Source organism: Alloalcanivorax marinus (assembly GCF_016785095.1).
Taxonomy (GTDB): domain Bacteria; phylum Pseudomonadota; class Gammaproteobacteria; order Pseudomonadales; family Alcanivoracaceae; genus Alloalcanivorax; species Alloalcanivorax marinus_A.
The window spans coordinates 1-14,646 of sequence record NZ_JAEKJB010000003.1; the positions used below are offsets into that span (position 1 = coordinate 1).

General features: G+C 62.1%; 13 protein-coding genes and 5 tRNA genes. All 18 read left to right on the forward strand.

The genetic code is table 11. The features are described from left to right. Positions 1–260 precede the first annotated feature (260 nt). The 18 genes from JF515_RS04440 (at position 261) to rpoB (ending at position 14,601) form a co-directional block, all read left to right on the forward strand. Entirely contained in the window at positions 261–647 is a 387-nt protein-coding gene (locus tag JF515_RS04440) for a hypothetical protein (protein WP_238400859.1), read from the forward strand. A gap of 60 nt (positions 648–707) precedes the next feature. Next, entirely contained in the window at positions 708–2,396 is a 1,689-nt protein-coding gene (locus tag JF515_RS04445) for an AMP-binding protein (RefSeq protein WP_203101436.1), read from the forward strand. A gap of 6 nt (positions 2,397–2,402) precedes the next feature. Next, positions 2,403–3,371, forward strand: coding sequence for a biotin--[acetyl-CoA-carboxylase] ligase (locus JF515_RS04450; RefSeq protein WP_203101437.1), 969 nt, complete (start codon positions 2,403–2,405; stop codon positions 3,369–3,371). Next, a complete protein-coding gene (locus JF515_RS04455; protein ID WP_203101438.1) occupies positions 3,368–4,102 on the forward strand; it encodes a type III pantothenate kinase in 735 nt (244 codons plus the stop codon). The genes JF515_RS04450 and JF515_RS04455 overlap by 4 nt, the downstream gene beginning before the upstream one ends. Before the next feature lie 19 nt (positions 4,103–4,121). Continuing rightward, positions 4,122–4,802 carry an SPOR domain-containing protein gene (locus tag JF515_RS04460; RefSeq protein WP_203101439.1) on the forward strand — a complete coding sequence of 227 codons (681 nt, stop codon included), beginning with the start codon at positions 4,122–4,124 and terminating at the stop codon, positions 4,800–4,802. 59 nt (positions 4,803–4,861) lie between these two features. Continuing rightward, positions 4,862–4,937, forward strand: a tRNA-Thr gene (locus tag JF515_RS04465). Positions 4,938–5,022: 85 nt separating this feature from the next. Next, positions 5,023–5,106 (forward strand) — tRNA-Tyr (locus JF515_RS04470). 37 nt (positions 5,107–5,143) lie between these two features. Beyond that, a tRNA-Gly gene (locus tag JF515_RS04475) sits at positions 5,144–5,217 on the forward strand. Between the two features lie 47 nt (positions 5,218–5,264). Then, positions 5,265–5,340: transfer RNA gene (locus JF515_RS04480), tRNA-Thr, on the forward strand. Positions 5,341–5,488: 148 nt separating this feature from the next. Beyond that, on the forward strand, positions 5,489–6,682 hold the full coding sequence (tuf, locus tag JF515_RS04485; RefSeq protein ID WP_203101440.1) for an elongation factor Tu: 1,194 nt from the start codon (positions 5,489–5,491) through the stop codon (positions 6,680–6,682). Between the two features lie 65 nt (positions 6,683–6,747). Further along, positions 6,748–6,823 (forward strand) — tRNA-Trp (locus tag JF515_RS04490). 42 nt (positions 6,824–6,865) lie between these two features. Continuing rightward, positions 6,866–7,240 carry a preprotein translocase subunit SecE gene (gene secE / locus JF515_RS04495; RefSeq protein ID WP_203101441.1) on the forward strand — a complete coding sequence of 125 codons (375 nt, stop codon included), beginning with the start codon at positions 6,866–6,868 and terminating at the stop codon, positions 7,238–7,240. Positions 7,241–7,249: 9 nt separating this feature from the next. Then, complete coding sequence (gene nusG, locus JF515_RS04500) at positions 7,250–7,792, forward strand: transcription termination/antitermination protein NusG (RefSeq protein ID WP_203101443.1); 543 nt, start codon at positions 7,250–7,252, stop codon at positions 7,790–7,792. A 93-nt stretch (positions 7,793–7,885) separates the two neighbouring features. Then, positions 7,886–8,314 carry a 50S ribosomal protein L11 gene (gene rplK / locus JF515_RS04505; protein WP_138770766.1) on the forward strand — a complete coding sequence of 143 codons (429 nt, stop codon included), beginning with the start codon at positions 7,886–7,888 and terminating at the stop codon, positions 8,312–8,314. Between the two features lie 3 nt (positions 8,315–8,317). Continuing rightward, complete coding sequence (gene rplA, locus JF515_RS04510; protein ID WP_203101445.1) at positions 8,318–9,013, forward strand: 50S ribosomal protein L1; 696 nt, start codon at positions 8,318–8,320, stop codon at positions 9,011–9,013. A 313-nt stretch (positions 9,014–9,326) separates the two neighbouring features. Continuing rightward, positions 9,327–9,860, forward strand: a complete 534-nt coding sequence (gene rplJ / locus JF515_RS04515; RefSeq protein ID WP_203101447.1) for a 50S ribosomal protein L10 — start codon at positions 9,327–9,329, stop codon at positions 9,858–9,860. A 71-nt stretch (positions 9,861–9,931) separates the two neighbouring features. Further along, positions 9,932–10,312 (forward strand): 50S ribosomal protein L7/L12, encoded by a 381-nt coding sequence (gene rplL / locus JF515_RS04520; RefSeq protein ID WP_203101449.1) that lies wholly within the window; start codon positions 9,932–9,934, stop codon positions 10,310–10,312. Positions 10,313–10,458: 146 nt separating this feature from the next. Next, the gene (gene rpoB, locus JF515_RS04525) at positions 10,459–14,601 is read left to right on the forward strand and encodes a DNA-directed RNA polymerase subunit beta (protein ID WP_203101451.1); all 4,143 of its coding nucleotides are present in this window, start codon (positions 10,459–10,461) and stop codon (positions 14,599–14,601) included. The last annotated feature ends 45 nt before the right edge of the window (positions 14,602–14,646 follow it).

The following is a 14,646-nucleotide window of genomic DNA, read 5'->3' on the forward strand; positions in this document are numbered from 1 at the left end:
CAACACCTCCCCACCCAATACCCAATACCCAATCCCAGCAGCCTCTCTCACACCCCCCCCCAACACAACCCAATCCCAGAAACCCATCTATTCCAACACCCAATCCCAGAAACCCTTCATCCCACCCAACCCCAACCACCCCACAAATCCAACCCCGCCCTTTATCCCGTGCCCATGTATCTCTATGCTCAGAAGGTCATGTCCCGAACGGAGCCCCTATGCAGTGGGTCAAGGCATTTGTCGCAGGTGTCCTGTCGACATTGATCTTTCATCAAGGCCTGCTGGCACTGCTGCATGCCGTCGGCGTGGTGCCGGCGCCGGCGTATAATCTGGCCGCCACCGAGCCCCTCGGGGTGCCGGCGGTGCTGTCGCTGGCATTCTGGGGCGGCATCTGGGGGCTGCCGTTGTGGTGGCTGATCCGGTATAAGCCGGCGCGGCTGTTCTGGCTGGTTTCCCTTTTGTTCGGCGCCATCGCGCCCACCGTGGTGGCCATGTTGCTGGTGTTCCCGTTGAAGGCGCTACCGGTAAGCATCGGCACCTGGGTGGGCGGCTTCTTGCTCAATGGCGCCTGGGGGCTGGGCGTGGCGATCCTGATGGGACCGATTTTCCGTTGCCATCCAAGAGCGCCGGATATTTTAAATCGATAAACTTCACGGGCCGGTGTGCCGGTCCGATCTCCCTTTTTGGTTTGGGTAAAGGTGATCACTATGACGAATGATAAGAATGGAGCCATGAAAACCCCGATCCAGGCACTGGACGATCGTCGTCGCCTGCAGGGCGACCAGGTGGCGATGGTGCAACCCCTGGGCGGCGAGAAAGTACGCCGTTACACCTGGGAGGAGGTGGCCGACGAGGCCTATCGCATGGCGGCCTACCTGCAGGCGGAAGGGGTGAAGGCCGGTGATCGCGTCGCTCTTGTGTCCAAGAACTGCGCCGAGTGGATCATCGCCGATCTGGCGATCTGGATCGCCGGCGGCGTGAGCGTGCCGCTGTATCCGACGTTGGTGGCGGATTCCGTGAAGCTGATCCTCGAGCACAGCGAATCGCGGATTCTGTTTGTCGGCAAACTCGATGACTGGGACATCATGAAGGATGGTGTGTCCGCGGACATCAAGCAGATCGCCTTCTCCCTGGCACCGGATGACGTGCGCGCCAAGGCGCCGGGGTGGGCCGAGATCATCGCCGGGCAGGCGCCCCTGGCGGAGCCCGCCAGCCCGGCCCCGGAGGATCTGGCCACCATTATCTACACGTCCGGTACCACCGGTGTCCCCAAGGGCGTGATGCACCAATACCAGAGCCTTTCCTCCGTGGGGGACAAGGTGATCCGGGTGTACAACCTGGAACCGGCGGACCGCATGATTTCCTACTTGCCCCTGTCCCATGTGGCCGAGCGGGCGGCGGTGGAGATGGCCCTCCTGTATACCGGTAATACCGTGTACTTCGCCGAATCCCTGGAGACCTTCGGCGAGGACATCAAGCGCGCCAAGCCAACCCTGTTTTTCGCGGTGCCCCGTATCTGGTCCAAGTTCTACCAAAAGGCCTCCGAAGCGGTACCGCCGCAGAAGCTCAACACACTGCTCAAGATTCCGCTGCTCAACCGGATAATCAAGAAGAAGGTGCTGGGCGCCATGGGGCTGGACGAGTGCCGTGTGGCGCTGTCCGGCGCCGCCCCCCTGTCCACGGAGATCATTACCTGGTTCAACAAGCTGGACCTGGAGATCCTGGAAGTCTACGGCATGACCGAGAACTTCGGCTGGTCTCACACCACCGAGCAGGGCGACCAGCGTATCGGCTGGGTGGGTACGCCCAACGATGGCGTGGAATGCCGCATCGGCGAGGCCGGCGAGGTTGAGGTGCGCAGCGTGGGTAATATGAGCGGCTATTATAAGCAACCGGACCTTACCGCCGAGGTGCTGTCCGAGGACGGCTGGTTGAAGACCGGGGATGTCGGCGAGATCGATGACCGGGGCCGACTGCGCATTACCGGTCGGATCAAGGAAATCTTCAAGACGGAGAAAGGCAAGTACGTGGCGCCGGCGCCGATCGAGAACCGTCTGGCCAGCCAGCCGGGCGTGGAGCTGGCCTGCGTGATCGGTTCCAACATGGCGCAGCCGGTGGCGCTGCTGAACCTCACCCCCGAGGAACAGGAGAAGCTGGGCAAGGGCGCGGAAAAAGATCACTTCAGCAAATCGCTGGAGGAGCTTCTGGAGCGGGTCAATACTCAGTTGGATCCTCATGAGCGCCTCAATTGCCTGGTGGTGTGCAAGACCCCGTGGACGGTGGAGAACGGTCTGATCACGCCGACCCTGAAGCTCAAACGCAATGAGATCGAAAAGTACTACGCGGCGGATTTGCCGGAGTGGGGCAAATCCCGCGGCGTGATCTGGGAGCATTGATCGTCAATGGAAGCCAACGCCGACCTGGCATTGATCCGCCGTCTCGCCGACGGTCGTTTTCACTCCGGGGCTGAACTGGGCGAGGCGCTGGGCATCTCCCGGGCGGCGATCTGGAAGCGCATTCACCGGCTCGAGGAACTGGGCCTGGCGGTGGAATCCGTGCGGGGCAAGGGCTATCGCTTGAGCCAGCCTCTGGATCTGCTCGACCCCGACGCACTGGAGGCGGCCTTTCGGGGCCGCGCCGCATTGCGCTTCCTGCCCGTGACCGAATCCACCAACGGCGACGCCCTGACCCTGGCGGGTCAGGGCGCTCCCTCGCCGGTGGTGGTGACGACGGAATTCCAAAGCGCTGGTCGTGGCCGGCGCGGGCGCGCCTGGCAGTCGCCATTTGGCGCCAATCTGTATATTAGCGTGCTGTATGAACTGGCCGGTGGGTACTCAGCCCTGGGAGGGTTGAGCCTGGCCGCCGGCGTGGCCGTGGCGCGGGCGCTGGAGCGTGAAGCGCCGGGCCTGCAGCCGGGGCTGAAATGGCCCAACGACCTGCTGGTGGGCAACGCCAAACTGGGCGGTGTGCTGATCGAGCTGGCCGGAGAAATGGATGGTCGCGTCCGGGTGGTGGTGGGCGTGGGCTTGAACGTGGCGATGAGCGACCGTCAGGCCGGGGGCATTGATCAGAATTGGATTGATCTTCGCCGTGCCTGTGCCACGCCGCCGCCGCGCACACGCCTGGCTGCCGCGGTGGGGCAGGAATTGCTTGCCATGCTGGAACGTTTCGCCGTCGATGGTTTCTCGCCCTTCATGGCGGATTTCCAGGCGCTGGATCTGTGCCGGGACCGGCCAGTGACCGTGCACGGTAGCGAAGGCGCCCGGGCCGGCCTGGCTCTGGGCGTGGCGGAAGACGGCGCGTTGTGTGTCGAGATCGATGGGAAACGCCGTTACGTGCATGGCGGTGAAGTGAGTTTGAGATTGCAATGAAATTGTTCGTGGACGTGGGCAACACCGCCCTGAAATGGCGTCATCGTGATGGTGACCGGGTGATTCAGGGCGGGCGCGCCCACGGTCGGGACTGGCGGACGGCGCTGGATGAGCCGCTCGCCCCCGGTGCCGACCTGGACACCATCTGGATTGCTTCCGTGGCGGGGCCGGAGGCCGATGAGCGCATCGCCGCCCTGGTGCGTGAGCACACCGGCAGATCGCCCTGTTTCTACTATTCCCGAGAGCGCGACTTCGGAGTGCGCAGTTGTTATCCCGAGCCGCGCCGGCTCGGCGTGGACCGCTGGGTGGCGCTGGTGGAGTGCTGGCAGCGTTTCGGCGCCGGCATCATCATCGATTGCGGCAGTGCCCTCACAATCGACGCGGTGGACGGGGAGGGCGAGTTTCTTGGTGGTTATATCGTTCCCGGCCTGGGCATGCTGCGCAACGCTCTGTTGCGTGACACCGCCGATGTCCATGTGGAGCGCGCCCGCCCGCGGTTGGGCCTGGGGCGCTCCACCGGCGAATGCGTGCACAATGGGTTGCTGCGCATGTCTGTGGCGTTCGTCACGGATGTGGTGGTTGAACTGCGAGAGCGCCTTCCCGATACTTGCAAAGTGCTGGTCACGGGTGGGGACGCGGACGAATTGTCTGCCGCTTTTTCCTTTGAATTCCTGCACTTGCCCGATCTCGTGCTGGACGGCCTGGAACGGGTGGCGGCACGACAAGAATGAGGCTTGGGGGACAAAGTCCGTGCGTTGGGTCTTTTACAGCCTGGTGGTGGTGAATCTGGTGTACCTGGGCTGGCAAGGCGTCATGATGGCCGTTGAGCCCGATGCGCCGGCGGTGCCGGTTGCGCGGTCGTCGCCGGATGACGCATCCGCCGCGCCGACGTTGACGTTGCTTGCCGAGGCGCCACAGCAGCGCCTGGGCTCCGGCCCCGGGTCGGCGGCCGGCCCCGGGTTGTGCCCGGTGGTGGGCCCCTGGTCCGGTCGCGGGGATGCCGAGCGGGCGCGAATTCAGCTGGCGGCGGTGGGGCTGCACGGGCGCATCGAGGCGGTCAGTGTGCGGAAAGACCATCTCAACTGGGTCTATCTGCCTCCCTATGAAACCCGTGAGCGGGCCCTGGCGGTGCTCGGCGAGCTGCAGGCTCGCGGCGTGGACAGCTTCATCGTCAAGACCGGCGCGGACGCGAATGCCATTTCCCTGGGGTATTTTTCCAGCGCCGATTCCGCCGAAGGGCTGCGCGTGAAGATGCGCAACGCCGGTTATCCGGCGTTCGTGCGCGAAACGTCCCGCCCGGTCACTGAGTACTGGTTGTACCTGCCGGAGGGCGCCGCCGGAGCCATGGAGTTGGAGGATTTCCTGGCCGGCAACCCGGATGTGGGCCGGGATCGAGCCGCCTGCAGGCCGGAACGCGCTGATGGCGCCTGAATCGCCGGCAACGATTGCACCCCCGGTGGGGTTTCTATAGAATGCGCAGCCCTTACGCTGCTGGCGTAGCTCAGTTGGTAGAGCAGCTGATTTGTAATCAGCCGGTCGGGGGTTCGACTCCTCTCGCCAGCTCCACTTTACGCGCGCCTAAGAGCTTGAAAATCCCTGAAAATGTGGTTGACAACCCAGGGCGGCGTAAAGAGAATGTAGGCCCTTTTCAGGAGGGGTTCCCGAGTGGCCAAAGGGATCAGACTGTAAATCTGACGCGAAAGCTTCGGAGGTTCGAATCCTCCCCCCTCCACCAGATTCGCCGGCAGGCTGGCAGTACAGACGGAAGGTTCGCGGGCATAGTTCAACGGTAGAACCTCAGCCTTCCAAGCTGATGATGCGGGTTCGATTCCCGCTGCCCGCTCCAGTCTGCGGCAACAATTTGGATGCCTGACAAGGCAGTATGAAGGTTACGCTCATGTAGCTCAGTAGGTAGAGCACACCCTTGGTAAGGGTGAGGTCACCGGTTCAAATCCGGTCATGAGCTCCAGATTCCGGGCCCGGGAACCTCCCGGGCCCGGCTTCATGTGTCTTGGTGGTGCCAGGGTGGTCCGCGAGTGGCGCGGTCCTATAAATGTGTTTTCCAGGCGCACGCCGTTCAGACGGGAATGCACAGCCAAGTTGAGAGGTAGAGAGTCGTGGCAAAGGAAAAGTTTGAACGCAATAAACCGCACGTAAACGTAGGCACCATTGGTCACGTTGACCATGGTAAGACGACGCTGACCGCCGCCCTGACGCGGGTGTGCTTCGAGACGTGGGGTTCTGGCTCCGCGAGCGCGTTTGACCAGATCGACAATGCGCCGGAAGAGCGTGAGCGCGGTATCACCATTGCGACCTCTCACGTTGAGTACGATTCTCCGAACCGTCACTACGCGCACGTTGACTGCCCCGGTCACGCCGACTACGTGAAGAACATGATCACCGGCGCGGCGCAGATGGATGGCGCGATCCTGGTGGTGAGCGCGGCGGACGGCCCGATGCCGCAGACCCGCGAGCACATCCTGCTGTCCCGCCAGGTGGGCGTTCCCTACATCGTCGTGTTCCTGAACAAAGCGGACATGGTCGATGACGAAGAGCTGCTCGAGCTGGTTGAGATGGAAGTGCGCGAGCTGCTGAGCGACTACGATTTCCCGGGCGACGACACCCCGATCATCAAGGGCTCCGCGCTGAAGGCGCTGGAAGGCGACACCAGCGAAATCGGCATGCCGGCGGTGGTGAAGCTGGTTGAGTGCCTGGACGACTACATCCCCGAGCCGGAACGGGCGGTGGATCAGCCGTTCCTGATGCCGATCGAGGACGTTTTCTCCATCTCTGGTCGTGGTACCGTGGTGACCGGTCGCGTTGAGCGCGGCATCATCAAGGTGGGTGACGAGATGGAAATCGTGGGCATCAAGGACACCATGAAGACCACCTGTACCGGCGTTGAGATGTTCCGCAAGCTGCTGGACGAAGGCCGCGCGGGTGAGAACGTGGGCGTGCTGCTGCGTGGCACCAAGCGTGACGAAGTGGAGCGTGGTCAGGTGCTGGCGAAGCCGGGCAGCATCACCCCGCACACCAAGTTCGAAGGCGAAGTGTACGTGCTGAGCAAGGACGAGGGTGGTCGTCACACTCCGTTCTTCAACGGCTACCGTCCGCAGTTCTACTTCCGTACCACGGACGTGACCGGTGCGTGCACCCTGCCGGAAGGCACTGAAATGGTGATGCCGGGCGACAACGTTCAGATGAACGTTGAGCTGATTGCCCCGATCGCCATGGAAGAAGGCCTGCGCTTCGCGGTCCGTGAAGGCGGTCGCACCGTTGGCGCCGGCGTGGTCTCCAAGATCATCGAGTAAGACACCACCAAGGTGGTGAAAGGGCCGGGGCCCAAGGGTCCCGGCTGTTGTGTTTTCGAGGTTACAGGCCAGTAGTTCAATTGGTAGAGCACCGGTCTCCAAAACCGGCTGTTGGGGGTTCGAGTCCCTCCTGGCCTGCCAATTCTCCCAGAGCTGCCATCAGGCGGCGGGGTGCGTCGGCAGATGAGTGAGAAAGCAGAAGGGCAGTCTGGGTCCTCCGTTCTAGAGGCCACCAAGTGGGTCATCGCGGCCGCGCTGGTGGCTGTTGCTGTTGTGGGTAACAGCTATTTCTCCGAGGTGTCCCCCCTGTACCGGGCGCTGGGCGTGCTGGTCGTCGGTCTCGTGGCCGCGTTCGTTGCCCTGCAGACCGAACAGGGCAAGGCGTTCAACCAGCTGCGCAAGGACTCCATGGTGGAGCTGCGCAAGGTGGTATGGCCGACCCGTCAGGAGACGCTGCAGACCACGTTGATCGTGTTGGTGTTCGTGCTGATCGTCGCACTGCTGTTGTTCGTGCTCGATTGGTTGCTCAACGGCGCGATCTCGATGCTCATCGGCTAAGGGGTACACATGGCGAAGCGTTGGTACGTCGTACACGCTTATTCCGGCTTTGAAAAGCACGTCAAGCGGGCCCTGGAAGAGCGCGTCAAGCTGCGCTCCATGGAAGAACTGTTTGGCGAGATTCTCGTGCCCACCGAGGAAGTGGTGGAGATGCGAGGTGGTCAGAAGCGGAAGTCCGAGCGCAAATTCTTCCCCGGCTACGTGCTGGTGGAAATGGAAATGTGCGACGACTCCTGGCACCTGGTCAAGGAAACGCCCAAGGTGATGGGCTTTATTGGCGAAGATCCGAAAAACCCGGGTCGGGTATCGCCGATTACCCAGAAAGAGGCGGATGCCATTCTGCGTCGCATGGACGACGCGGTGGAGAAGCCGAAGCCGAAGACGCTGTTCGAGGCCGGCGAAGTGGTGCGCGTCACCGACGGCCCGTTCGCGGATTTCAACGGCGTGGTGGAAGAAGTGAACTACGAAAAGAGCCGCCTGCAGGTGGCGGTGCTCATTTTCGGTCGCTCCACGCCTGTGGAGCTGGAATTCGGGCAGGTTGAAAAGACCTGATCCCACGGTGCCTCGCCGGTTCAGTCGGGCGGGGCAAACGACCCACCTCAGGGGAGCCCGTAAAACGGCGTTCGAACCCAAGGAGTCTTAATCATGGCCAAGAAAGTCGAAGCCTACATCAAGCTGCAAGTGGCAGCGGGTCAGGCTAACCCTTCACCGCCGGTCGGCCCCGCTCTGGGCCAGCACGGCGTGAACATCATGGAGTTCTGTAAAGCGTTCAACGCCCAGACCCAGCAGCTCGATCAGGGCGCGCCGGTGCCGGTGGTGATCACGGTTTACAGCGACCGCTCCTTCACCTTCACCATGAAGACGCCGCCGGCGGCCTACCTGCTGAAGAAAGCAGCGGGCATCAAGAGCGGTTCCGGTGAGCCGAACACCAAGAAGGTGGGCAAGGTGAACCGCGCGCAGCTCGAAGAGATCGCCAAGGCGAAAGAGCCGGATCTCACCGCTGCCGATATGGACGCCGCCGTGCGTACCATCGCGGGCTCCGCCCGTTCCATGGGTCTGGACGTGGAGGACTAACCAATGGCCAAGCTGTCCAAGCGCGCCCGCGCCATCCGTGAAAAAGTGGAATCGGGCAAGTTCTATCAAGTAGAAGACGCCGTGGCTCTGCTCAACGAGCTGTCCGCGGTGAAGTTCAAGGAATCCATCGACGTTTCCGTGAACCTGGGTGTTGACCCGCGTAAATCCGACCAGAACGTGCGTGGCGCTTCCGTGCTGCCCCACGGCACCGGCAAGACCGTTCGCGTCGCCGTGTTCGCCCAGGGCGCCAAGGCCGAGGAAGCCAAGGAAGCCGGCGCCGACGTGGTGGGTTTCGATGACCTGGCCGAGCAGGTTCAGGGCGGCGAGATCAACTTCGACGTGGTGATCGCTTCTCCGGACGCCATGCGCGTCGTGGGTAAGCTGGGCACCATCCTCGGCCCCCGTGGTCTGATGCCGAACCCGAAAGTCGGCACCGTGACCCCGGACGTGGCTCAGGCGGTGAAGAACGCCAAGGGCGGTCAGGTGCGTTACCGCACCGACAAAGGCGGCATCATCCACTGCACGGTGGGTCAGGTCGGCTTTGACGCCAACGCCATCAAGGAAAACGTGGAAGCGCTGATCGCCGATCTCAAGAAGGCGAAGCCGGCTTCCGCGAAGGGCGCGTACTTCAAGAAGGTAACGCTGTCCAGCACCATGGGTCCGGGTCTGTCCATCGATCCCGCTTCCCTGGCTATGTAAGAAATCCGGGGGCGGCCTGGTGCCGGTCCCAAAGGGCTTTGATCCCGACGGCGATGCCTGCTTCGCGGGCCAACCGCCGGGGCGTCAAAGACCGCAGGTCCGAGGGTGTGAATGGAGTCCGGCTTCATGAGCCGAGTTTCCACCCGAGGTTAAGGGGTAACCGCCTGCGCAGGCGCGGTAGTTGCAAATCCTGTGTCAAAGCAGGGGCTGGCTTCCGCGATAACGGACCGGGTGACCGGTCCTGGCAACCGCTGGGCCCATCAGTCAGGCAGTCGACGGGTCCGGTTAAGTTTGTGAATCCAGGAGGTAAATCGTGCCTTTGAATCTGGAGGACAAACGGGCGATTGTGGTTTCGGTGAATGCTGCGGCTACCGAAGCGCTGTCCGCCGTGGTTGCCGACTATCGGGGACTTTCCGTGTCAGAGATGACCGCTCTGCGCGTGAAGGCTCGTGAAACCGGCGTGTACCTGAAAGTAGTACGGAACACGCTGGCCAAGCGCGCCGTTGAAGGCACTGAATACGAGTGCCTCAGCGACTCGCTGGTCGGCCCCACGATCCTGGCGTTTTCCCAGGCAGATCCGGGCGCAGCCGCCCGGCTGATCAAGGATTTCGCCAAGGACCACGACGCGCTCGAAGTTAAAGCACTGGCCGTAGGCGGTGTGGCGTACGAAGCCAAGGACATCGATGTCCTGGCCAAGCTGCCCACCCGTGAAGAAGCCCTTGCTCAGCTTATGTCCGTCATGCAGGCCCCGGTGGCCAAGTTTGTCCGTACCCTCAACGAGGTGCCCGGCAAGTTTGTGCGTACCGTCGCCGCGGTGAAGGACAAGAAACAGCAGGAAGCTGCCTGATCCAGCGATCTGCAGCGTAACTACCCGATTCCACTCGGGATCGCCCGTACGGTGATTTTAGGAGATTGAAAATGGCCGTTTCCAAAGAAGATATCCTCAGCGCAATCGCTGACATGAGCGTTATGGACCTCGTTGAACTGATCGAGGCCATGGAAGAGAAGTTCGGTGTAACCGCCGCTGCCGCCGTTGCAGCCGCTCCCGCGGCCGCTGGTGGCGACGCTGGTGGTGCCGCTGAAGAACAGACCGAATTCGACGTGGTTCTGACCGGTTTCGGCGACAAGAAAGTCGGCGTGATCAAGGCAGTCCGCGAAGTAACCGGTCTGGGTCTGAAAGAAGCGAAAGAACTGGTCGAGGGCGCACCCGCTCCGGTCAAGGAAGGCGCTTCCAAGGACGAAGCCGAAGAGATCAAGAAAAAGATCGAAGAGGCTGGCGGTACCGCCGAGCTCAAGTAAGCGCGAGAGCGCAATGTCTTTCCACATTCCGGCGGAAAGACACCGGCTGGCAGCTTAAGGGCTGCCAGCCTTTTGTCGTTTCTGCATGAAGGGTTTCATGCAGGAATATCACCCAGGGGTGATAGGTCAACAGCCGAGGAACGCAGATGGCATACTCATTCACTGAGAAAAAGCGGATCCGCAAAGATTTCGGCAAGCTTCCTAAGGTCATGGAGGTTCCGTACCTTCTGGCCATACAGCTCGATTCTTACCGCAAGTTCTTGCAACACGACAAGAGCGCCGAGGAGCGCTTGGACGCGGGCCTGGAAGCAGCCTTCCGGTCAGTGTTCCCGATTTCCAGCTACTCCGGGAACGCGGCCCTCGAGTATGCCGGCTATGAGTTCGGCAAACCGGTTTTTGATGTCAAAGAGTGCATCATTCGTGGCACCACCTACGCCGCGCCGCTGCGCGTGCGTATTCGTCTGGTGATCTACGACAAGGAATCCAACGGCGCGATCAAGGATATCCGCGAACAGCAGGTCTATATGGGCGAGATTCCGCTCATGACCGAAAACGGCACCTTCGTGATCAACGGTACCGAGCGGGTGATCGTGTCACAGCTGCACCGTTCCCCGGGCGTGTTCTTCGATCACGACAAGGGCAAGACCCACTCCTCGGGCAAGCTGCTGTATTCCGCGCGGGTGATCCCCTACCGTGGTTCCTGGCTCGACTTCGAGTTCGATCCCAAGGACCTGGTATACGTGCGCATCGACCGTCGCCGCAAACTGCCGGCGACCATTCTGCTGCGTGCCCTGGGCTATACCTCGGACGAGATCCTCGACACTTTCTTCGACACCAACGAAATCCTTTTCGAGAACGGTGTCTACCGCATGCGGCTGGTGCCGGAGCGTCTGCGTGGTGAAACCGCGACCTTCGATATCCTCGCCGGCGAGGAAGTGGTGGTGGAGCGTGGTCGCCGCGTCACCGCGCGTCACATCCGTCAGCTCGAAAAAGCCAATATCGAATACCTGGAAATTCCCGCCGAATACCTGCATGGCCGTTACCTGGCCAAGTCGATCATCGACCAGGAAACCGGCGAGGTTCTGGTGGAGTGCAATACTGAACTGAGCGCCGACAGCCTCGAGAAAATCGAGAACGCCGGTATCGCCACGTTCGAGACGCTCTACACCAACGACCTGGACCATGGGCCGTTCATGGCCGACACCCTGCGTGCCGATCCCACCCGTAGCCCCCTTGAGGCGCTGGTGGAAATCTACCGCATGATGCGTCCCGGCGAGCCGCCCACCAAGGAAGCGGCGGAGAACCTGTTCCGCAACCTGTTCTTCACCGACGAGCGCTACGACCTGTCCGGCGTGGGTCGCATGAAGTTCAACCGCCGTCTCGGCCGTGACGACGTCACCGGCCCGGGCATCATCTATGACGGTCGTTACTTCAGCGCCCGTACCGACGATGAAGGCAAGCAGTACTTCGAGCAGATGGGCACCGATCAGTCCGACATCATCGATGTGCTCAAGACTCTGGTGGACATCCGCAACGGCAACGGCGTGGTCGATGACATCGATCACCTGGGTAACCGTCGTATCCGTTCCGTGGGCGAAATGGCGGAGAACCAGTTCCGCGTTGGTCTGGTTCGGGTGGAGCGCGCCGTCAAGGAGCGTCTGAGCCTGGCCGAGTCCGAAGGCCTGATGCCGCAGGATCTGATCAACGCCAAGCCGGTGGCCGCCGCGGTGAAGGAGTTCTTCGGCTCCTCCCAGTTGTCCCAGTTCATGGATCAGAACAACCCGCTGTCCGAGATCACCCACAAACGCCGGGTGTCCGCCTTGGGCCCGGGCGGTCTGACCCGTGAGCGTGCCGGCTTCGAAGTGCGCGACGTGCACCCGACCCACTACGGTCGCGTGTGTCCCATCGAGACGCCGGAAGGGCCGAACATCGGCCTGATCAACTCCCTGGCCAGCTACGCGCGCACCAATGAGTACGGCTTCCTGGAGTCGCCGTACCGCAAGGTGATCGACGGTAAGGTCAGCGATGAGATCGAGTACCTGTCCGCCATCGAGGAAGCGGAGTGCGTGATCGCGCAGGTCGACGCCAAGATGAACGACGACGGCAGTTTCGTTGAAGACTTCGTTACCGTGCGTCACCGCTACGAGTTCACCGTCATGGAGCGGGACACCATTACCCATATGGATGTCTCCCCGCGCCAGGTGGTGTCCGTGGCCGCGTCCCTGATTCCGTTCCTGGAGCACGATGACGCGAACCGCGCCTTGATGGGCTCCAACATGCAGCGTCAGGCGGTGCCGACCCTGCGTGCCGAGAAGCCCCTGGTGGGTACCGGCATGGAGCGTCACGTGGCCCGGGATTCCGGCGTCTGCGTGGTGGCCCAGCGTGGCGGTATCGTCGACAAGGTGGACGCTTCCCGGATCATCGTCAAAGTGAACGACGACGAGGTGGTCGAGGGTGAAGCGGGTGTGGATATCTACAACCTCACCAAGTACACCCGCTCCAACCAGAACACCTGCATCAACCAGCGTCCGCTGGTGAAAGTGGGTGATCGGGTAGCGGCCCGCGACATCATGGCCGACGGTCCGTCCGTGGACATGGGCGAGCTGGCCCTGGGCCAGAACATGCGCGTCGCGTTCATGCCCTGGAACGGCTACAACTTCGAGGACTCCATCCTGATCTCCGAGCGGGTGGTGAAGGAGGATCGTTTCACCTCTATTCACATCCAGGAGCTCACCTGTATCGCCCGTGATACCAAGCTGGGCGCCGAGGAAATCACCGCCGATATCCCCAACGTGGGCGAAGTGGCGCTCGGCAAGCTTGACGAGTCCGGTATCGTTTACATCGGTGCCGAGGTGGAAGCCGGCGACATTCTGGTCGGCAAGGTGACGCCCAAGGGCGAAACCCAGCTGACGCCGGAAGAGAAGCTGCTGCGCGCGATCTTCGGTGAGAAGGCCTCCGACGTGAAGGACACCTCCCTGCGGGTTTCCTCCGGCGTCAAGGGCACCGTCATCGACGTGCAGGTGTTCACTCGCGATGGCGTTGAGAAGGACGAGCGTGCCCGCCAGATCGAACAGGACGCGCTGGACAAGTTCCGCAAGGACCTGAAGGACGAGTACCGGATTCTCGAGCAGGACATCAAGGACCGTCTGCGGTCCGTGCTGCTGGGCAAGAAGGTCAACGGCGGCGCCGGCCTCAAGCGTGGCACCGAGCTGACCGACGCGGTGCTCGACGAGCTGGAAGGTGACAAGTGGTTTGAACTGCGTCCCGCCGATGACGACGTGGCCGAGCAACTGGAGCGCGCGCACCAGTACCTGGAGCTGCACAAGAAGGAACAGGACGAGCGCTACAAGGACAAGCAGGCCAAGATCTCCGGCGGCGACGATCTGTCCCACGGCGTGCTCAAGGTGGTCAAGGTCTACCTGGCGATCAAGCGTCGCATTCAGCCCGGTGACAAGATGGCCGGCCGTCACGGTAACAAAGGTGTGATCTCCGTGATCATGCCCGAGGAAGACATGCCCTACGACGAGAACGGCGTCCCCGTGGACGTGGTCCTCAACCCGCTGGGTGTACCGTCGCGGATGAACGTGGGGCAGATTCTCGAGACCCACCTGGGCTGGGCCGCCAAGGGCCTGGGCGAGCGCATCGGCGAGATGCTGGATCAGGAGAAAAAAGTCGCGGAAGTGCGCGACTTCCTTGACCAGATCTACAACCAGACCGGCGCCGGTGGCACCGATGAGGACTGGAGCCATTTCGAGGACCAGGACATCATCGAGCTGGCTCGCAATCTGCGTGCCGGCGTGCCCATGGCCACCGCCGTGTTCGATGGTGCCAAGGAGTTCGAGATCAAGGCGCTGCTGGAACTCGCCGGCCAGGACCGCTCCGGTCAGATTCAGCTTTGGGATGGCCGTACCGGCGAGCAGTTCGACCGCAAGGTGACCGTCGGCTACATGTACATGCTCAAGCTGAACCACCTGGTCGACGACAAGATGCACGCCCGCTCCACCGGCTCCTACAGCCTGGTGACCCAGCAGCCGCTGGGTGGTAAGGCGCAGTTCGGTGGTCAGCGCTTCGGTGAGATGGAAGTGTGGGCCCTGGAGGCCTACGGCGCGGCGTACACGCTGCAGGAAATGCTCACCGTTAAGTCGGACGATGTGAATGGCCGTACCCGCATTTACAAGAACATCGTCGATGGCGACCACCGGATGGATCCGGGTATGCCGGAGTCCTTCAACGTACTGCTGAAGGAAATCCGTTCGCTCGGTATCAACATCGAGCTGGAAAACGACTGAGGCGACGGCGCCGCTGCCGCGAGGCGGAAGTGGCGCCACGCCTGA